Below are 18060 nucleotides of genomic sequence, written 5' to 3'. Positions count from 1 at the left end.
GAAGGGAGTATCAGGCGGCTTCGGTGACCGCCTCGGCGAGGACGGTCAGGCCCTTCTCGTTCACTTCGGCAAAGCCACCGTCGACGGCGATGCGCGCAATGATCGTGCTGGCGCTGGAATAGACGGTCAGTTCGCCCGCACGCACCACCGACATCAGCGGCGCATGGCCCTCCAGCACGCCGAAGTCACCCTCGGTGCCGGGCACGACCACCATGTGGACATCCTCCGAGCGGACCAGCTTCTCGGGCGTGACGAGTTCGAAGTGAAGAGCCATGGGTTCCTACAATTTGATGAGCGCGATCATCAGGCCGCCGAGCGCAATCTGCGTGCTTACGAACCAGAGCAGCAGTTGATTGCGAACCTTCTCAATATCGGCCTTCAGCTCGTGCCGGAGGAGATCGAGGTCCACTTTCGTCGCCGCCGTTTCGCTGACCGATCGTCCGATCGCAGCTGCAATCGCCTCGGCCTGACCGGCGGGCAGATCGGCCGCCTTCAGTTCGCGGGCGATGGTCAGGGTGTCGACGATCATTCCGCCACCCTATCCGATCGCCCTTTGCGAGTCGATCAACCCTGCTCGGCGAGCTTCTTGGCCTTCTCGACCGCCTCGTCGATGCCGCCGACCATGTAGAAGGCGGCTTCCGGCAGATGGTCATACTCGCCGGCGACGATCGCCTTGAACGAGCGGACCGTATCCTCGAGCTGCACGAACTTGCCCGAGATGCCGGTGAACACCTCGGCGACGTGGAACGGCTGGCTCAGGAAGCGCTGGATCTTGCGTGCGCGCTGCACGGTCAGCTTATCCTCTTCCGACAATTCGTCCATGCCGAGGATGGCGATGATGTCCTGCAGCGACTTGTACTTCTGCAGGATCGACTGGACGGCGCGCGCCGTGTCGTAATGCTCCTGGCCCACGGTGCGCGGCTCCAGCACGCGGCTGGTGGAGTCGAGCGGATCGACCGCCGGGTAGATGCCCAGCTCGGAGATGGCGCGGCTCAACACGGTCGTCGCGTCCAAGTGGGCGAACGAGGTTGCCGGCGCCGGATCGGTCAGATCGTCCGCGGGCACGTAGATCGCCTGCACCGAGGTGATCGAGCCCTTGTTGGTCGAGGTGATCCGCTCCTGCAGCGCGCCCATGTCGGTCGCGAGCGTCGGTTGATAGCCCACTGCCGACGGGATGCGGCCGAGCAGAGCCGACACTTCCGAGCCGGCCTGGGTGAAGCGGAAGATGTTGTCGACGAAGAACAGCACGTCCTGGCCCTCGACGTCGCGGAAATATTCCGCATTGGCGAGGCCCGAGAGGGCGACGCGCGCACGCGCGCCCGGCGGCTCGTTCATCTGGCCGAACACCAAAGCGACCTTCGAGCCCTCGCTCGTCGGGTTGCCGTCGGCATCCTTGGCGATGACGCCCGCGTCGAGGAATTCGTGATAGAGGTCGTTGCCCTCGCGCGTACGCTCGCCGACGCCGGCGAAAACGCTGGTGCCGCCATGGCCCTTGGCGATGTTGTTGATCAGTTCCTGGATCAGCACGGTCTTGCCGACGCCGGCGCCGCCGAACAGGCCGATCTTGCCGCCCTTGGCATACGGTGCGAGCAGGTCGATCACCTTGATGCCGGTGACGAGCACCGCGGTCTCGGTCGACTGGTCGACGAAGTCGGGGGCCTTGGCGTGGATCGGCGAATAGCTGTCGGTCTCGACCGGGCCGCGCTCGTCGATCGGCTCGCCGATGACGTTGAGGATGCGGCCGAGCGTCTTCGGGCCGACCGGCACGCGGATCTGCGATCCGGTGTCGGTCACTTCCTGGCCGCGCGTCAGGCCGTCGGTCGAGTCCATCGCGATCGTGCGGACGGTGCCTTCGCCGAGATGCTGTGCGACCTCCAGCACCAAGCGATTGCCCTGGTTGCTGGTTTCGAGCGCGCTCAGGATCGACGGCAGCTCGCCGTCGAACGCGACGTCGACGACGGCGCCGATCACCTGCGCGATGCGGCCGACATTGTTCGTGCCGAATGAGATTGCGGGGGCGGTTGCCATATTATGCTCCTGGGGAACTTCGGTCAGGCGATGTCGACGGTGACGGCAACGTTGCCGTGGGTCGCACGCGAATAAGGGCAGATGCGGTGGGCGTCGTCGGCCAGCGCGCGCAGTTTCTCGGGATCGGCACCGGCCAGCGCGACCGTGATCTTGGCCGACAGCATGAAGCTGACGTCATCCTTGTCGATCGAGACGGCGACCGTCACCTTGGCGCGCTGGCCGTCGAGATCGTGCTTCTTGGCGAGCGCGAGGATCGCCTGGCCGAAGCAGGACGACCAGCCGAGCGCGAACAATTGCTCCGGATTGTGGCCCTCGCCCGATCCGCCCATGTCCTTGGGCAGCGCCATCGCCAGCGACAGCTTGCCATGTTCCAGGATCGCGCGCCCGTCACGGCCGCCAACGGTGGTTGCTTCGGTGGTGTACGCCATGGTCAGAGAGCCTCCGCGCCTGAGATGATTTCCACCAGTTCCGTCGTGATCGCGGCCTGGCGGGTTCGGTTATACTGGATGGTGAGGCGATTGATCGTGTCGCCGGCATTGCGCGTGGCATTGTCCATCGCGTTCATCTGCGCGCCGTAGAAACCGGCCTGGTTCTCCAGCAGCGCGCGATAGATCTGGATCGCGACGTTGCGTGGCAGCAGTTCGGCGAGGATCGATTCCTCGTCGGGCTCATATTCGACCGCGGCGGCGGCGGTGCCGGACTGGTCGTTCGCCGCCTCGCGCACCGCGGCGGGCACGAGCTGCGCCACCGTCGGCACCTGCACCAGCGCCGACTGGAACTTGGAATAGACCAGCGTCGCCACGTCATACTCGCCCGCCTCGAAGCGCGCGATCAGGTCGCGGCCGATGTCGAGCGCGTCGGCGAAGGCGGCGTTGCGCGCGTGGCTCATGTCGTGATCGGCGAGGATCGACGTCGGGTAGAGGCGCCGGATCACCGCGCGGCCCTTGCGGCCGACGATGTAGAACTTCACCGTCTTGCCCTGCGCGATCAGCTCGTCGGCCTTCTGCCGGGCGGCGCGCGCGATGTTGCTGTTGAAGCCGCCCGCCAGCCCGCGCTCGCTGGTGGCGACCACCAGCAGCTGCACCTGATCCTTGCCGGTGCCCGCCAGCAGGCGCGGCGAGTTGGGACCGATCGTGACGCGCGAGGCGAGGCTCGAGATCACCGCTTCCAGCCGCTCGGCATAGGGACGCGCGGCGACCGCCTGCTCGGTCGCACGGCGCAGCTTCGCCGCCGCCACCGTCTTCAGCGCGCGGGTGATCTTCTGGGTCGACTTCACCGATGTGATGCGGACCTTGAGGCTCTTGAGTGACGGCATGGCGAACCCTCAGTTCGTCATCCCGACGAAGGTCGGGATCTCGTGAGGCTGGCGCGACGTGCAAGCCTCGGGAGATCCCAGCATTCGCTGGGATGACGAGATAATGTATTTAAGCGAACGTCTTGGCGAACTGCTCCAGCGCGGCCTTCAGCTTGCTTTTGGTGTCGTCGGTGAAGTCCTTGCTGTCGCGGATCGCCTTCAGGACGTCGGCCGCGTCGGACCGCAGGTAAGCGAGCATCGCCGCCTCGTAGCGGGTGACGTCGGCCACCGGCACGGTGTCGACATAGCCGTTGGTGCCGGCGAAGATCGACGCGACCTGCTCCTCGAACGGCAGCGGGCTGAACTGCGCCTGCTTGAGCAGTTCGGTCAGGCGCGCGCCGCGGTTGAGCAGGCGCTGGGTGGAGGCGTCGAGATCCGAGCCGAACTGCGCGAACGCCGCCATCTCGCGATACTGCGCCAGCTCCAGCTTGATCGAGCCGGCGACCTTCTTCATCGCCTTGGTCTGCGCGGCCGAGCCGACGCGGCTGACCGAGAGGCCGACGTTGATGGCCGGGCGGATGCCTTGGTAGAACAGGTCGGTCTCAAGGAAGATCTGGCCGTCGGTGATCGAGATCACGTTGGTCGGGATGTAGGCCGACACGTCGCCCGCCTGCGTCTCGATGATCGGCAGCGCGGTCAGCGAACCGTTGCCGTTATCGTCGTTCATCTTCGCCGCGCGCTCCAGCAGGCGCGAGTGGAGATAGAAGACGTCGCCCGGATAGGCCTCGCGGCCCGGCGGACGGCGCAGCAGCAGCGACATCTGGCGATAGGCGACCGCCTGCTTCGACAGATCGTCATAGACGATCAGCGCGTGCATGCCGTTGTCGCGGAAATATTCGCCCATCGCGCAGCCGGTGTACGGCGCGAGGAACTGGAGTGGCGCGGGCTCCGACGCGGTGGCGGCGACGATGATGGAATATTCCATCGCGCCCTGCTCCTCCAGCGTGCGGACGAGCTGCGCGACGGTCGAGCGCTTCTGGCCGACCGCGACGTAGATGCAGTAGAGCTTCTTGCTCTCATCGTCACCGGCGTTGATCGTCTTCTGGTTGATGAAGGCGTCGATCGCGACGGCCGACTTGCCGGTCTGGCGGTCACCGATGATCAGCTCGCGCTGGCCACGGCCGACCGGCACCAGCGCGTCGAGCGCCTTGAGGCCGGTCTGCACCGGCTCGTGCACCGACTTGCGCGGGATGATGCCGGGTGCCTTCACCTCGACGCGGCTGCGCTTCTCGGCGACGATCGGGCCCTTGCCGTCGATCGGGTTGCCGAGGCCGTCCACGACGCGGCCGAGCAGGCCCTTGCCGACGGGGACGTCGACGATCGTGCCGGTGCGCTTGACGGTGTCGCCCTCGCGGATCGCCGCGTCCGAGCCGAAGATCACGACGCCGACATTGTCGGCCTCGAGGTTCAGCGCCATGCCCTGCACGCCATCGGCGAACTCGACCATCTCGCCCGCCTGGACGTTGTCGAGCCCGTGGATGCGCGCGATGCCGTCGCCGACCGACAGCACCGAGCCGACTTCCGACACCTCGGCTTCGGTGCCGAAGGTCGCAATCTGATCGCGGATGACCTTGGAGATTTCTGCCGCGCGAATTTCCATGTTCAGCCTTTCTTCGAAGCCGTGTGCGGGCTCATCAGCCCTTCATCGCCAAAGCGAGTGCGTTCAATTTGGTGCGGATCGAGCCGTCGATCTGGCGGCTGCCGAGCCGCACGACCAAGCCGCCGAGAATCGCCGGATCGACCTTCAGGTCGACCGCGACCTCGCTGCCGACCATGCTCTTCAGCCGGGTCTTCAGCGCCGCGATCTGTCCGTCGTCCAGCGGGTGGGCCGAGACGATCTCGGCGCTGGTCTCGCCGCGATGGCGAGCGACCAGGATGTTGAAATCGCGGATGATCGATTCGATCGCCTTCAGCCGCTGATTCGCCGCCAGCACGCCGAGGAAGCTGGTGGTGGCGGGATCGAGCCCCAACTCGCCCGCAACCGCCGTGATCGCCTTGCCGGCATCCTTGCGGTTGACGAGCGGGCTGGTGACGAGCCGCTTCAGGTCGGCCGATTCGATCAGCGCCTGGCGCAGCGTCGACAGGCTCTGCGACACGGCGTCGAGCTGGTTCGCGTCGCGCGCCAGCCCGAACAGAGCCGTGGCGTAACGCCCGCTGAGACTGGCCTGAATGCCGCCGGAATGCTCCACCTGGCGATGTTCCCCTGATGACGTGACGCTTCCGCCTATCGCAGAAGCAAAAGCGGGCCAAGCCGCAAGGCCGCCCGCTTTCGATCGCCGGCCGGTTAGCAGGCGGGCCCGGCTCGCGCAAGTTGGCGGTGCGGCGCCTTAGCCGTCCGGCTTGAAGTGGTCGGGGTGATCGAGCAGATCGCGCGCTGCGTCCGACTTGCCGTCGTCGATCAATCTTAGAACGGCGGTCGGATAGCCGCCGCCGGCGTGAGGGTCCATCGCGAGCGGGGTCAGCAGCAGCCGCGCCGCGCGCAGGTCGCCGTCGTCAGCACGTTGCCGGGCGACCGCGAAGCGCACTTCTTCTGCCTGCGGCACCAGCTCGAAGGCCCGTTCCAGCGCGTCCCTCGCGTTGCGCGTGACAGTGTCCGAGGTGCGATTGATGTCGTAGAAAGTGAAGAGGGGCAGCGGATCGCCCGGATCGAGCCGGTTGGCGTCGAGGACGTAGCGGCGGGCTTGGGCCATCAGCGCCGGATCGGGATGGTCCTTATCCTTGCGCGCCCGACGCAGTGCCGGCAGCCCACGATAGATCAGCGCTCGCGCCGACGGTGATGCCGCGAACGACCGTGCGGCGGCTGCGTCGGCTGCGCCGTCGTCGCCGGCATCATACTCGGCGCGGGCGAGCGTGAGCTGAGCGGCCGGATCGGCAGGATAGGATGCGGCGATCCGGCGGGCGTCGCGGACGATGGCCGCCGCGACGGCGTGCGACATGCCGCCGTCCGAGCGCAGGCGCACCGACATCATCGCATCCTCGCCATCGGACAGCTCGCGCACGGCGATCGCGCCGACCTTCAATTTTGCGGCAGGGATGCGGACACTGTCGAGCGGCACGTCCATGTAATGCTCCAGCTCCTTGTCGAGCTGCGAGAGATCGCCGAAGGCGTCCTGCGCTGCCTTCAGGCTCGGCGTACCCGCGTTGACTGCCGCGATATAGCGGAGAAGCTGGCGGCCGCGCTCGCGGCTACCCAAAATGGCATAGTGCGTCAGCAGCCACCCGCGCGCGTACATGTAATTGCCGCCGTCCCACTGCATCTGCTTGCTATCGTTCTCGAACAGCTGGGCCGCGGTCAAACGGTCGCCATGCTTCAGCCAATCGGCGCGATATGTCGCCGTATGGCCGACGGTAACGCTGCCATCGGGCTCGAAACGCGTGTTCGAGCAGAATTCGGCGAAGCCCTCCCGGAACCACGCCGGATAAGCCGCGCTGAAATTGCTCAGCATCACATGATGGGTATATTCGTGTAGCAGGGCGGTCCAGCCGTCGAGTCGGTCCGGATCAAAGGTCGGCTGCGTGATCGGCGCAAACGCGACCGAGCCGCCGGCGCTGCTATGGTAGAATCCATAGACCCAGACGTTCCGAACCGTCTGGTTCTGCGAATAGACTCGCTGCAGGGTGTTCACGTCGTGGGCCAGGTAGACCGTCACGCGGGTCGCCTTGGTCGGCGATTCGTCCGGCACGCTGAACAGGAAGCGCATTGCCGAGTCGTAACGCTCCAGCTTGGTTGCCAGTTCGCGCAGACGGTCCGGCTCGGTCTGCCCATAAAGTTGGAAATGCTCGCTTTCGGCAACGCGCCAGCGCGCGCTTGCCGGAACTGCCAATCCGATGGCGAGCGCCATCGCAAATAGCTTCGACCGCATCGTCCCCCCTCTATCCCGGCGATACTCTATCCAGGCATGCGGTTTGATCGCAAGACTCGGGATGCGAAGCCGATCGGACGGGTCCAGAAGGTGCCGATGGCAAATGTGGATGCTCCAGATTCCGAGGCGGCATGGGCGGCGGTGCTGGCGCGCGACCGCACGCAGGACGGGCGGTTCGTGACAGGCGTGCTGTCGACCGGCATCTATTGCCGGCCCTCGTGCGCGGCGCGCCACCCCCGGCGCGAGAATGTGCGCTTCTTCGCCGATGGCATGGCGGCGCGGATGGCGGGCCTGCGCCCCTGCCTGCGTTGCCGGCCCGATGAGGTCGCGCGCGACGAGGCGGCCGTGGCGCGTGCGATCGCCCTGATCGAGGCGGAGGAGGCGGCGCCCGATCTTGGCGCGCTGGCGGCGGCGGCCGGCTACAGCCCGCATCATTTCCACCGCCTGTTCAAGCGGGCGACCGGCGTGACACCCGCCGCCTACGTGCGCGCGCGCCGCGCCGGGCGGCTGCGGCACCATCTGAAGGAGGCTCCCAACGTGACCGATGCGCTCTACGAGGCCGGCTATGCCGCGCCATCGCGTTTCTATGCCGACGCGCCCGACCGGCTGGGCATGACGCCGTCCGTGTGGCGCGACGGCGGGCGCGGCGCGACGATCCGCTGGACGGTCGCGCCGACCGATCTCGGCGCGCTGCTGGTCGCGGCGACCGAGCGCGGCATCTGCCGCGTCGCGTTCGAGGAGGACGATGCGGTGTTGCGCCGTCATTTCCCCAGGGCGACGATCGTGCCGGCCGACGACGCGCTGGATGCGCTGGTGGCGGAAGCGGTCGCGATCGTGGCGGAGCCCGGCCGGCCGATGACGCTGCCGCTCGACGTGCAGGGCACCGCTTTCCAGGAGGCGGTGTGGCGCGAGCTCGCCCGCATTCCGCCGGGCGCGACGCTGAGCTATGCCGCGCTGGCGGCGCGCGCGGGCAATGCCAATGCGGTGCGCGCGGTCGGCTCGGCGTGCGGCGCCAATCCGGTGGCTTTGCTGATCCCGTGCCACCGCGCCAAGCGCAGCGACGGCACGCTCGGCGGCTATGCCTATGGTCTGCCGATCAAGCGCGAACTGCTCGATCGCGAGGCGGCTCAGGCGAAGGGTGAGACCGGCGCCTGACGGATCCAGCGCGTTGCGAGCCATTTGCGCCCGCGCGTGACCGGCAGGCCGGCATGGCGGCTGCGCTCGTCGGCGCGCCCCTCGGCGGTGACGTTCGAGAAGATCAGGGCGTCGCCGGGTTCGCCGCGCACGCGCACGCCCGGCGCGGGAAAGTCGGTCTCGCCGCCATCATAGTCGCCGCCCAGCCATAGCAAGACCGTCAGCACGCGCTGGTTGGCCGCGCCGGGCAATGCGTCGAGATGCGGGCGATATTCCTGCCCCGGCGCGTAGGCCAGCACGTGGAGCGGCTCGCCGGCCTCGATCGCGGTGCCGGTTGCGTCGGCGATGCGGCGGTCGATGAGGCGGACCACCAGATCCTCGTGCGCCGGCCCGAAATTGATGCCGAGCGAGGTGCGAAAGGGATGCGGCATCCGTCGGCGGCTGGCGGGATCGACGATCGTCGAGGGCTGGAGCCGCGGCGTGGCGCGCGCGATCAGATAATCGCATTCGGCGCGGCTCAGAAAATTGTCGATCCGCTCGACGCGCGGCGTGTCGGCGAGGTGCTGGGGCGCCTGCGGGGTCGGCGCGGGCGCGTCGGCGAGCGCCAGTTCGTCCGCGACCGCCGGATGGGTCGCGGCGAGCGGCGCGAGCAGCCGCCGCGCCTCGGCCGCATCCTCCGATACCCCGGTGCCATTGCCGATCAGTCGCGCGCGCAGCCGCAGCGCCTCGCCATGGCCGGCCGCCGCCGCCTGCGCGAGCAGCCGGTGCGTCGCCGCCAGATCCTGCGCACCGTTGAGGCCGTAGAGCCGCCAGTTGGCGAGCGCGAACAACGCTTCGCCGTCACCGCGCGCCGCCGCCTGCTCGACCAGCGCCGCGCCCTCGCGCGCGCGGCCGCTGGCGAAGAGGCGCCCGGCTTGGTCGAGGATCGTCATGGGCACGCCCTAGAGCGAGTCGTGCTCCTGCGAAAGCAGGAGTCCAGGGCCTGTGGGCGTCGCGCGTGCGGCACTGGGCTCCTGCGTCCGCAGGAGCACCGCGCCCCTCACAAAAAGCTGTACGGATCGACGTCGACCGCTACCCGCGCGCCGCGCGGCCAGTCCAGCTCGCCGAGCCACCCCCGGATCACGTCCTGCACGTCGAGCGCGCGGCGGGCGTGGACCAGCAGGCGCTGGCGGTGGCGCCCGCGCAGCATCGCCAGCGGGGCGGGGGCGGGGCCGTAGACGTGCATCCCCTCGACCTGCGGCGCGGCGCGGCCGATCGAACGCGCGGTCGCGACCGCCTCGTCCAGATTTTCCGAGCTGACGATGATCGCGGCAAAGCGGCCGAAGGGCGGCGCGTTGGCGCTGCGCCGCGCCTCGGTCTCGGCGGCGTAGAAGCTGTCGGCATCGCCCGAAACCAACGCCTGGATGACGGGCGCGCCCGGTTCGTGCGTCTGCACCAGCACGCGGCCGGGCTTGGCGCCGCGGCCGGCGCGCCCCGCCACCTGCGCGATCTGCTGGAAGCTGCGCTCGGCCGCGCGCAGATCGCCACCCGAAAGGCCGAGGTCGGCATCGACCACGCCGACCAGCGTCAGGTTGGGAAAGTGATAGCCCTTGGTAACGAGCTGCGTGCCGATCACCACGTCGATGTCGCCCGCCTCCATCCGACCGACGAACTCGGCGGTCTTGGCCGGCGACCACAATGTGTCCGACGTCACGATCGCGGTGCGCGCGGCGGGGAAGAGGGCCGCCACCTCGTCGGCGATCCGCTCGACCCCCGGTCCGCAGGCGACCAGCGAATCCTCCTCCTTGCATTCGGGGCAGGCGCGCGGCGGCGGCATCACGTGGCCGCAATGGTGGCAGGCGAGCCGCGCGGTCAGGCGATGCTCGACCATCCACGCGGTGCAGTTCGGGCATTGGAAGCGGTGGCCGCAGTGGCGACACAGAGTCAGCGGCGCATAGCCGCGCCGGTTGAGGAACAGCAAAGACTGCTCGCCGCGCTCGAACGTCTCGCCGAGCGCCGTCACCAGCGCCGGCGCGAGCCAGCGGCCGCGGTCGGGCCGGTCCTGCGTCATGTCGATCGCGGCGATGTCGGGCATGGTCGCGCCGCCGAAGCGGGCGGGCAGCTTCACCTCCTCGTAGCGGCCGAGCGCGACCTGCTGGCGCGTCTCGATCGCGGGGGTGGCCGAGGCGAGGATCACCGGGATCTCCTCGAACCGCCCGCGCATCACCGCGACATCGCGCGCATGATACATCACGCCGTCTTCCTGCTTGAAGCTCGATTCGTGCGCCTCGTCGATGACGATCAGGCCGAGATCGCGATAGGGCAGGAACAGCGCCGAGCGCGCGCCGACCGTCACCGCCGCCTCGCCGCTGGCGATGGCACGCCACGCGCGGCGGCGCTGCGACTGGCGCAGGTCCGAATGCCACGCGACCGGCGCGACCCCGAAGCGCTCGGCGAAGCGCTTGAGGAAGGGTTCGGTCAGCGCGATCTCGGGAAGCAGGACCAACGTCTGCCGCCCGCCGCGGATCGCCTGCGCGACCGCCTCGAAATAGACCTCGGTCTTGCCCGATCCGGTGACGCCGTCGAGCAGGATCGGAGCGAAGTCACGGGCGTCGACCGCCTCGGTCAGCCGCCGCGCGGCGAGCGCCTGCGCGGGCGACAGATCGGGCGCGGCATGATCGGGATCGGGAATCGGATAGGGGTCGTCGACGCGCACCTCGACCGGCTCGATCGCGCCGGCCTTCACCAGCCCGCGGATCACGGCATCGGAGACGTCGGCGATGGTGGCGAGCTCGCGTACCAGTCCCTGGCGGTCGGCGATGCGCTCCAGCGCCTGCGTGCGCTGCGGCGTCTGGCGCGGTGGGACCATCCCGGTCGGGCGATATTCGATGACGGTGCGGCCGCCGTCGAGCGCGGAGGCGGAGGCGAGCGCCATCCGCAGCACGGCTGCCGGCGGCGCGAGATAATAGGTGGCGGTCCACTCGATCAGGCGGCGGAGCGAGGCCTTGAGCGGTGGCAGATCGTAGACGCCGGCCAATGGCCGCAGGCGATTGTCGCCCACCTCCGCATCGGAGGGCATATGCTCGGGCTCCCACACGACGCCGGCGAGCTGCCGGGGGCCGAGCGGTGCCAGGACGATCGATCCGGGCGCGACATCCTGCCCCGGATCCACCCGATAATCGAGCGGGCCGAGGGCGGCATTGAGCAGAAGGACGCGGGCACGCGGGTTCATACCCCTGCAGGTAGGGGCTCGCGCGCCGAAAGGGAATCGGCGGCCGCTGGACACGGCCGCCGATCAAACGATCAGAAGGCGAGCGCGCTCGGGCTGGAGCGGCGGCGGAGCATGCCGCCGAGCAGGCCGAAGCCGAGCAGCATCGTCATCCAGGTCGCGGCTTCCGGTGCCGGCGAGGTGGTGTTGCCGCCGCTGCCGGGGTTGCCACCGTTCGACGGAGCCGAACCGCCCGCGCTGGCGAGCGTGACCGAGGCCGAGGTCAGCGGCGAATCGGTCAGCGCGTCGCCGTCCGGGTTGGTCACGCTGTTGATCTCGAACAGCTGCGAACCGTCCCAATAGACGTTGTAGTCGTCGCCACCGGCGGTCGCGTAGGACAGGCCGTAGAAATCGACATAGCTGAAGCCGGAGCTGAACAGGTTGTCGCCGCCGGCATAATCCGACAGGCCGGTCACGGCGATGCCGTTGCGCGTGCCGGTGATCGAAGCGGCGGTGCCGCCATCGACGGGCATGTCGAGCTGCAGCGCGGCGGTGAACGCACCGTCGGCGCCGGTGCCGCTGTAATCGAACTGGTAGAGGGTGGCATTGGCCGGCGCGATTGCCAGCAGTGCGGTGCCGGCAAGAACGGCAAGTGTCTTAATCATCGTCGTTCCTCAATCAGGGGTGATCAGAAGATGTTGTTCTTCTGAACCAACTTCCCTTCGATCGGGTTAACTACGAGAATTATTCTCCAAAAATACGAAAACGGACAGGTTAACTTGCGGTAACCATGATTGAAGATCATTAGTAAGTATGTTGATAAAAGATAAAGTGACAATTGCCGCGACGGCGGTCGGCAAATCGACGTGCGACACCAAGAATAGCTGGAGCCGCGCGCGAATCGCCCGGCGACGCGACCGCGCTAGCGGACCGCGCCGCGCGCGATCAGGCGGGGCAGCAGGGCGATCGCGCCGGCGATCGGCCAGCGGCGCTGCCATGGCCGGATCTCGACCGGCTGCCCCGAATGGCGCGAGATCTTCCATGCCAGATAGTCGATCCCGCCGGCATAGGTGCCGCTCGCCTTCGCCAGGCGCAGCAGGGTGAGCGCCTTGCCCTCGCGTCGCCGCCGCGCCCAGGCGCGCAGCCCGGCCCGGCGCTCTGCCTGGGACAGCGGCGCGAAGCCGATGCCCTCGCGGTCGATCGTCGCCGTGATTCCCGCGGCCGCCAGCGCGGGCGCGGTGAACGCGGTGTAGCGCGCCGGATCGGCATCCACGACCGATCCGGCCCGGCCGGCCCGCTCCGCGCGCAATTCGGCGCGATAAGTGAGTGCGAACGCCCCGCGCCACAGGTCGAGCAGCGGCAGCCGGTCGGGCAGGCAGGGTCGCGCCGCCGCCAGCAGGGTCGGCGCAGCCGATGCGACCGCCGCGATCGCGCGGGCACCCGCATCGTCGCCCGCCTGCCAGACGAGCCGAGAAGGCTGCGCGAAGCGCGCCCACACCGATACGTTGCGCGTCGCCGGCGAGGCGAGCCGCGCGAAATCAGCCTCGCTCAGCACGGCATATTTGGCGATCAGGCCGTCATGCTCGAACGGGAAGACGTTGGGCGGCAGCAGGCGGTTGGCGGCGGCGAGCCAGCCTTCGCCGAATGCGGCGGCATAATCGGCGACGATCAGGTAGAAATCGAGCATCAGCCCGTCGAGCCGCGTCTCGCGCAGGCACGAGCCGTAGAACAACACCGCCTGCGACCCCGGATGGCGTGCCGCGATCGCCGCCGCCATCGCGACGACCGCCGGATCGACCGGCTGCGCCAGCTCGGCGGCGACGAGCGCGCGGAGCGGCGCCATGCGATCGCTCATGCCGGGCGCCGCGCGTCGGTCGCGTTCAGGCGGCGAGGCGGACGAACGGCAGCGGGGCGGTCTGCCGCAGCACGATCGACCGTCCCGCGCTGGCGTGGAACAGCTCGCCGTCGAGGATCACGCTCGAGCGGTCGCCCTCGATCCGGATCTCGTCGCCGCGCCGCACGTGGATGCCGCGCATCAGCTGGCTTTCCAGCTTGCCGAACAGGCTGGCGACGAACGCGCAGACGAGCGCGATGGCGCTCTGCTCGACGATCATCAGCTGCAGGGCGCCCGCGCTCGACGGCCGGCCCGCCAGCTTGGAGCCGACCAGCAGCTTGCGCAACGTCGTGACGATCAGCAGCGAGAAGCTGCCCTGCAGCTGGCCCTGGCGGATCAGCGACACCTTCAGCGGCGCCGCGCGCTCCGGCAGGAATGCGGCGCGCATGCCGAGGACGAGGCTGAAGATCAAAGCCAGCAGGGTCACCGCATGGCTCAGCCAATTGGGCAGGCCGAGCGGATACACCTTGTTGCGGCACCACAGCATCACCTCGGCCAGGCCCGCGCCGCCAAGGAACATGCCGATGGTGGGCTTAAGCCCGTCCCACACGCCGTCATCCTCCTGGCTGAGGGCGATCAGCTCGCGGGTGACGATATGCTCCTCGAGCGACCCTTGCGCGATCTCCAGCACGCGCTGCAGCGCGCCGATCGCATCGCCGTTCGCGCCCAGGTCGAGCGCGATCAGGTTGGTCTTGCCGTTGGGCAGCACCGCCACCGGCGGCGGCGCGTCGCCGAACAGCTGGCTGTGATACAATTCGGTCAGCGTCGCCTGCACCGTGCCGTCGCCGCCGTTGATGACCAGGATGCGCGGATCGACTCGCGCGATGGTGCGCAGCGCGGCCTCGATCTGGTCGACATGCTCGACCTCGTAATGGAAGATTTCGGGATGGTTCGCGCAGAAGCTGCGGATGGCAGGGAGCTGGGCACGATTGCCGGTCGACTTCGGGTTGGAGAGTAAGGCGATCCGTACCATCAGTTCTTCACCATTCCCGCGCCGGCGATCGGGCCGACGCTCGTTCCATGGACGTAATTCATCAGCACCTGCACCGACGTGGTGCCGTTGACGTCAACCTCGACCTGGCGTGCCGCCGGCTTGCGCCGGAACACCACGTCCATCAGCGACACGTTGGGGTTGCCCGACATCCCCGCGCCGTCGCTCAGATCGGAGCTGCCGTTGCCGTTGGCGTCGTGCCGCACCGAGACGGCATAGATGCCGTTCGCCTTGACCGGCATGCACACCTCGATCGGGCCCATCGCCGGCATGCGCACGTCGACCCGCTCGATATAGCTGCCCTTGTCGAAGAAGCGCTCGGGCTCCCCGCCATAGGTCTGGATGCGCAGCGTGCCGTCGCGATGCTTCAGGCCGATCACCTTGACCAGCATCGCCGGCCGATCGCCGCCGCAATCCTGCCCATGCGGGCCGAGTGCCGCCGAGGCATGGGCCGGCAGAAGCGCGATCGCGCCCGCCAACATCCATGCCATCAGTTTCGACATGACCTTGCATCTCCCGGAAGCTATAGGCCCGGCCGGCTTGGCGCGGGCGGCTTTCGCCCCCATGCCGGCTCACATCGGTCGCGAATGCGGCCAGAACATGGTGACGGAGCGTCGGCATTTTGGAATCTCTGCCGCGGGTGGACCGCTATCTCGCCCGCCTGATCGCGCTGCCGCTGCTGGCGACGATGGTCATCGCGGCGATGCTGCTGCTTCTCGAGAAGATGCTCAACCTGTTCGACTTCGTCGCGCAGGAGGGCGGGCCGGTCAGCGTCGTGTGGCAGATGCTGGCCAATCTGATCCCGGAATATCTTTCGCTGGGGATCCCGATCGGGCTGATGCTGGGCATCCTGCTCGCCTTCCGCCGCCTCGCCGTCTCGTCGGAGCTGGACGTGATGCTGGCGGTGGGGATGAGCTACCGCCGCCTGCTGCGCGTCCCCTATTTCTACGCGATCCTGTTCGCGCTCATCAATCTCGCCATCGTCGGCTTCGTCGAGCCTTATTCGCGCTACGCCTATGAAGGCCTGCGCTTCGAGCTGCGCACCGGCGCGCTGGGCGCCTCGATCAAGGTCGGCGAGTTCACCAAGCTCGGCAAGGACATGACGCTGCGGGTCGAGCGCAGCCAGTCGGGCGGGCGCGATCTGACCGGCATCTTCGTGATGGCCAAGGGCGACGACGGCAAGCGCCTCGCCGTCACCGCCGAGCGCGGCCGCTTCCTCGCCACCGACGATCCCGACACGATCATCCTGCGGCTGCGCCACGGCACGCTGGTGCACGATGCGGCCGGGTTCGCGAGCCCGCGCGTGCTCAGCTTCGAGAGCCACGATCTGCCGATCGATCTGCCGCGCAAGGAGGCGTTCCGCCAGCGCGGCGGTCGCAATGCCGAGCTGACCATGCCCGAGCTGGTGCGGTTCGGCCGATCGCCCGACAATGACGGCAAGGAGAGCGCGCAGAAGCGGGCCGAATTCCATTTCCGCGCGGTGCAGGTGGCGACGATGCTGCTGCTGCCGCTGCTGGCGGTATCGCTGGCGGTGCCGCCGAAGCGCTCGTCCTCGGCGCTCGGCGTGTTCCTGTCGATCGTCATCATCGTCACCGACTACAAGCTGGACGAATATCTGGAGGCGCTGGCCGGGCGGGGGCATATCGATCCGCTCATCGCCCTGTGGGGGCCGTTCCTGCTGTTCGCGAGCTTCATCTGGTGGATGTACCGCACGCTGGCCGTGGTGCCGGGCGGCCAGCCGATCGGCGCGCTCGAGCGGCAGGCCGCCAAGCTGGGCAAGCTGGTGCGCGGCTGGATGACGCGCCGCCAGCGGGAGGTCGAGGCATGAAGGTCAACCTCAACTTCTTCGCCTCGCGCACCATCGCCTGGTACATGGCGCGACTGTTCGTCAGCCGCTCGGCGGCGGTGCTGGCAGCGCTGACGATCATCCTGCTGTCGCTCGATCTGCTCGGCGAATCGGGCGACATCCTCGCTTATCCGGGCAACGGCAATCCGCAGCTCTGGTATTATCTCTCGCTGCGCGCGCCCCAGATCATCGCGCGCTTCCTGCCCTTCTCGGTGCTGCTGGGGACGCTCATCACGCTCGTCACGATGAACCAGAACAGCGAGGTCATCTCGATGAAGGCGGCGGGCATTTCCGCGCACCAGATCCTCGCCCCGCTCGTATTGGCCAGCCTCGCCATCGCCGGCGTCAGCTTCGTCTTCAACGATCATGTCGTCGCGCGTGCCACCGCCGCGCTGTCGGCGTGGCAGCAGGTCGATTACGGCCCCGTGCCGAAGAGCCAGTCCTACGTGCCCAACGTGTGGGTGCGCTCGGGCGACGACCTGATCCATGCCGAACGCGTGGTCGGTCGGGGGGCGGCGGCGGTGCTGGTCGACGTCAGCTTCTACGATCGCACCGGCGATCGCCTGACAAGCGTCGCGAGCGCCAGGATCGGCCGCTATCGCGGCGGTGCCTGGCAATTGTCGGGCGTGCGCCGCTTCGATGTCGCCGCCGGGCGGATCGCCAGCCTGCCCACGCTCGTCGTCGGCCAGGGCGTGACGCCCGATCGCTTTACGCTGGCGGACGTGCAGCCGGACAGCCTGTCGTTCGCGGCGCTCCGCCGCAGCATCACCGAATTGCACGCGGCCGGCCGGCCGACCGCCAATCTCGAGACGGTGTTGTGGCACAAACTGTCCGGGCCGCTGTCGGCGGTGCTGATGCCGCTGCTGGCGGGTGTGGCGGGCTTCGGCCTTGCCCGTTCGGGCGCGCTGTTCATCCGTGCGGTGATCGGCATGGCGCTCGGCTTCACCTATTTCGTAGCCGATAACTTCGCGCTGGCGATGGGCAATATCGGCGCATACCCGCCGCTGCTCGCCGCGTGGGCACCCTTCCTGCTGTTCCTGCTGATCGGCGAAGCGGTGCTGATCCGCACCGAGGAGTGAGCGCCGGCCCGATGGTAAGCTCGCGACCGTTCCGAATCGTGGACTGATCCCGCCGGCACCTTTCAAAAATGGGCGTTTGCGCCTATATGCACACCGTGCGGCATCCAGCCGCGACAGGAGAAAGCGCTATACCGCCCCCAATGACGCCGCGCCGCCCGCTGGGCGGTCAGCCGATCCCGCTGAACGGCCCCCGTTTCAACGAGTTCATCCAGAGCCAGAAGGTGCGGGTGATCGACGAGAACGGTGAGAATCTGGGCGTGATGTATACGCGCGAAGCGATGGCGCAGGCGGCCGAGATCGGCCTCGATCTGGTCGAGGTTTCGCCCAACGCCGATCCGCCCGTCGCCAAGTTCCTCGACGTCGGCAAATTCAAGTACGAGACGCAGAAGAAGGCCAACCTCGCCCGCAAGAGCCAGAAGACGCAGGAGATCAAAGAGATCAAGATGCGTCCGAACATCGATGACCACGACTATGAGACCAAGATGAAGAAGGTCTTCGAGTTCATCGAAGAGGGCGACAAGGTGAAGTGCACCCTGCGTTTCCGCGGACGCGAGATGGCGCATGGTCAGCTCGGCATGCTGGTTCTCCAGCGCGTGCAGGCCGATACGGCCGAGGTCGCGAAGGTGGAGCAGTTCCCGCGCATGGAAGGCCGCCAGATGCTGATGGTGCTGGCGCCCAAGTAAC

General features: G+C 68.1%; 18 protein-coding genes. 4 read left to right on the top strand and 14 right to left on the bottom strand.

Annotation, left to right across the window (positions count from 1 at the left end; translation table 11 throughout):
- Window positions 1-10: 10 nt before the first annotated feature.
- From K8P63_RS13655 to K8P63_RS13620, 8 genes are all read right to left on the bottom strand, one after another.
- Complete coding sequence (locus K8P63_RS13655; protein WP_223796575.1) at window positions 11-274, bottom strand: ATP synthase F1 subunit epsilon; 264 nt, start codon at window positions 272-274, stop codon at window positions 11-13.
- Between the two features lie 6 nt (window positions 275-280).
- On the bottom strand, window positions 281-529 hold the full coding sequence (locus K8P63_RS13650; RefSeq protein WP_223796574.1) for a hypothetical protein: 249 nt from the start codon (window positions 527-529) through the stop codon (window positions 281-283).
- Window positions 530-564: 35 nt separating this feature from the next.
- Window positions 565-2028, bottom strand: a complete 1464-nt coding sequence (gene atpD, locus K8P63_RS13645; protein ID WP_223796573.1) for a F0F1 ATP synthase subunit beta — start codon at window positions 2026-2028, stop codon at window positions 565-567.
- A gap of 23 nt (window positions 2029-2051) precedes the next feature.
- Complete coding sequence (locus K8P63_RS13640; RefSeq protein WP_223796572.1) at window positions 2052-2456, bottom strand: organic hydroperoxide resistance protein; 405 nt, start codon at window positions 2454-2456, stop codon at window positions 2052-2054.
- Window positions 2457-2458: 2 nt separating this feature from the next.
- Window positions 2459-3343, bottom strand: a complete 885-nt coding sequence (locus K8P63_RS13635) for a F0F1 ATP synthase subunit gamma (RefSeq protein ID WP_223796571.1) — start codon at window positions 3341-3343, stop codon at window positions 2459-2461.
- Window positions 3344-3452: 109 nt separating this feature from the next.
- Window positions 3453-4982 carry a F0F1 ATP synthase subunit alpha gene (gene atpA, locus K8P63_RS13630; RefSeq protein ID WP_223796570.1) on the bottom strand — a complete coding sequence of 510 codons (1530 nt, stop codon included), beginning with the start codon at window positions 4980-4982 and terminating at the stop codon, window positions 3453-3455.
- A 34-nt stretch (window positions 4983-5016) separates the two neighbouring features.
- Window positions 5017-5571, bottom strand: coding sequence for a F0F1 ATP synthase subunit delta (locus tag K8P63_RS13625; RefSeq protein WP_223796569.1), 555 nt, complete (start codon window positions 5569-5571; stop codon window positions 5017-5019).
- 138 nt (window positions 5572-5709) lie between these two features.
- Window positions 5710-7224: a hypothetical protein gene (locus tag K8P63_RS13620; protein ID WP_223796568.1), complete on the bottom strand. Its 1515-nt coding sequence runs from the start codon at window positions 7222-7224 to the stop codon at window positions 5710-5712.
- A gap of 117 nt (window positions 7225-7341) precedes the next feature.
- Here K8P63_RS13620 and ada point away from each other — a divergent pair, with 117 nt between their 5' ends.
- Window positions 7342-8400 (top strand): bifunctional DNA-binding transcriptional regulator/O6-methylguanine-DNA methyltransferase Ada, encoded by a 1059-nt coding sequence (gene ada, locus K8P63_RS13615; RefSeq protein ID WP_223796567.1) that lies wholly within the window; start codon window positions 7342-7344, stop codon window positions 8398-8400.
- Here the strand turns inward: ada and K8P63_RS13610 are convergent.
- The 6 genes from K8P63_RS13610 to K8P63_RS13585 all read right to left on the bottom strand — a co-directional run bounded on the left by K8P63_RS13610 (window position 8373) and on the right by K8P63_RS13585 (window position 14954).
- A complete protein-coding gene (locus K8P63_RS13610; RefSeq protein ID WP_223796566.1) occupies window positions 8373-9311 on the bottom strand; it encodes a 2OG-Fe(II) oxygenase in 939 nt (312 codons plus the stop codon). The two genes, ada and K8P63_RS13610, sit on opposite strands and share 28 nt — an antisense overlap.
- 107 nt (window positions 9312-9418) lie before the next feature.
- Entirely contained in the window at window positions 9419-11590 is a 2172-nt protein-coding gene (locus K8P63_RS13605) for a primosomal protein N' (protein ID WP_223796565.1), read from the bottom strand.
- Window positions 11591-11661: 71 nt separating this feature from the next.
- On the bottom strand, window positions 11662-12231 hold the full coding sequence (locus K8P63_RS13600) for a PEP-CTERM sorting domain-containing protein (RefSeq protein ID WP_223796564.1): 570 nt from the start codon (window positions 12229-12231) through the stop codon (window positions 11662-11664).
- 257 nt (window positions 12232-12488) lie between these two features.
- A complete protein-coding gene (locus K8P63_RS13595; RefSeq protein WP_223796563.1) occupies window positions 12489-13421 on the bottom strand; it encodes a hypothetical protein in 933 nt (310 codons plus the stop codon).
- Window positions 13422-13446: 25 nt separating this feature from the next.
- Window positions 13447-14433 carry a diacylglycerol/lipid kinase family protein gene (locus K8P63_RS13590; protein ID WP_223796562.1) on the bottom strand — a complete coding sequence of 329 codons (987 nt, stop codon included), beginning with the start codon at window positions 14431-14433 and terminating at the stop codon, window positions 13447-13449.
- Window positions 14433-14954: a DUF2141 domain-containing protein gene (locus tag K8P63_RS13585; RefSeq protein ID WP_223796561.1), complete on the bottom strand. Its 522-nt coding sequence runs from the start codon at window positions 14952-14954 to the stop codon at window positions 14433-14435. The genes K8P63_RS13590 and K8P63_RS13585 overlap by 1 nt, the downstream gene beginning before the upstream one ends.
- 185 nt (window positions 14955-15139) lie before the next feature.
- Here K8P63_RS13585 and K8P63_RS13580 point away from each other — a divergent pair, with 185 nt between their 5' ends.
- The 3 genes from K8P63_RS13580 (at window position 15140) to infC (ending at window position 18059) form a co-directional block, all read left to right on the top strand.
- A complete protein-coding gene (locus tag K8P63_RS13580; RefSeq protein ID WP_263282730.1) occupies window positions 15140-16279 on the top strand; it encodes an LptF/LptG family permease in 1140 nt (379 codons plus the stop codon).
- The gene (gene lptG, locus K8P63_RS13575; protein WP_223796559.1) at window positions 16276-17376 is read left to right on the top strand and encodes an LPS export ABC transporter permease LptG; all 1101 of its coding nucleotides are present in this window, start codon (window positions 16276-16278) and stop codon (window positions 17374-17376) included. The genes K8P63_RS13580 and lptG overlap by 4 nt, the downstream gene beginning before the upstream one ends.
- A 140-nt stretch (window positions 17377-17516) precedes the next feature.
- Window positions 17517-18059: a translation initiation factor IF-3 gene (infC, locus tag K8P63_RS13570; RefSeq protein WP_223796558.1), complete on the top strand. Its 543-nt coding sequence runs from the start codon at window positions 17517-17519 to the stop codon at window positions 18057-18059.
- The last annotated feature ends 1 nt before the right edge of the window (window position 18060 follow it).

The sequence above is a fragment of the Sphingomonas nostoxanthinifaciens genome, assembly GCF_019930585.1.
GTDB classification, from domain to species: domain Bacteria; phylum Pseudomonadota; class Alphaproteobacteria; order Sphingomonadales; family Sphingomonadaceae; genus Sphingomonas_I; species Sphingomonas_I nostoxanthinifaciens.
The sequence above is the reverse complement of the archived record's forward strand: the minus strand, read 5'-3'. Positions and strand labels throughout refer to the sequence as shown.

What these genes read in the sequence shown, in the direction of transcription:
- K8P63_RS13605 (WP_223796565.1), bottom strand. Translation starts at nt 11,590, where the DNA reads ATGAACCCGCGTGCCCGCGTCCTTCTGCTCAATGCCGCCCTCGGCCCG.
- K8P63_RS13635 (WP_223796571.1), bottom strand. Translation starts at nt 3,343, where the DNA reads ATGCCGTCACTCAAGAGCCTCAAGGTCCGCATCACATCGGTGAAGTCG.
- K8P63_RS13620 (WP_223796568.1), bottom strand. Translation starts at nt 7,224, where the DNA reads ATGGCGCTCGCCATCGGATTGGCAGTTCCGGCAAGCGCGCGCTGGCGC.
- atpA (WP_223796570.1), bottom strand. Translation starts at nt 4,982, where the DNA reads ATGGAAATTCGCGCGGCAGAAATCTCCAAGGTCATCCGCGATCAGATT.
- K8P63_RS13655 (WP_223796575.1), bottom strand. Translation starts at nt 274, where the DNA reads ATGGCTCTTCACTTCGAACTCGTCACGCCCGAGAAGCTGGTCCGCTCG.
- K8P63_RS13600 (WP_223796564.1), bottom strand. Translation starts at nt 12,231, where the DNA reads ATGATTAAGACACTTGCCGTTCTTGCCGGCACCGCACTGCTGGCAATC.
- K8P63_RS13595 (WP_223796563.1), bottom strand. Translation starts at nt 13,421, where the DNA reads ATGAGCGATCGCATGGCGCCGCTCCGCGCGCTCGTCGCCGCCGAGCTG.
- K8P63_RS13610 (WP_223796566.1), bottom strand. Translation starts at nt 9,311, where the DNA reads ATGACGATCCTCGACCAAGCCGGGCGCCTCTTCGCCAGCGGCCGCGCG.
- atpD (WP_223796573.1), bottom strand. Translation starts at nt 2,028, where the DNA reads ATGGCAACCGCCCCCGCAATCTCATTCGGCACGAACAATGTCGGCCGC.
- K8P63_RS13580 (WP_263282730.1), top strand. Translation starts at nt 15,140, where the DNA reads ATGGTCATCGCGGCGATGCTGCTGCTTCTCGAGAAGATGCTCAACCTG.
- K8P63_RS13590 (WP_223796562.1), bottom strand. Translation starts at nt 14,433, where the DNA reads ATGGTACGGATCGCCTTACTCTCCAACCCGAAGTCGACCGGCAATCGT.
- K8P63_RS13640 (WP_223796572.1), bottom strand. Translation starts at nt 2,456, where the DNA reads ATGGCGTACACCACCGAAGCAACCACCGTTGGCGGCCGTGACGGGCGC.
- lptG (WP_223796559.1), top strand. Translation starts at nt 16,276, where the DNA reads ATGAAGGTCAACCTCAACTTCTTCGCCTCGCGCACCATCGCCTGGTAC.
- K8P63_RS13585 (WP_223796561.1), bottom strand. Translation starts at nt 14,954, where the DNA reads ATGTCGAAACTGATGGCATGGATGTTGGCGGGCGCGATCGCGCTTCTG.
- infC (WP_223796558.1), top strand. Translation starts at nt 17,517, where the DNA reads ATGACGCCGCGCCGCCCGCTGGGCGGTCAGCCGATCCCGCTGAACGGC.
- K8P63_RS13650 (WP_223796574.1), bottom strand. Translation starts at nt 529, where the DNA reads ATGATCGTCGACACCCTGACCATCGCCCGCGAACTGAAGGCGGCCGAT.
- ada (WP_223796567.1), top strand. Translation starts at nt 7,342, where the DNA reads ATGGCAAATGTGGATGCTCCAGATTCCGAGGCGGCATGGGCGGCGGTG.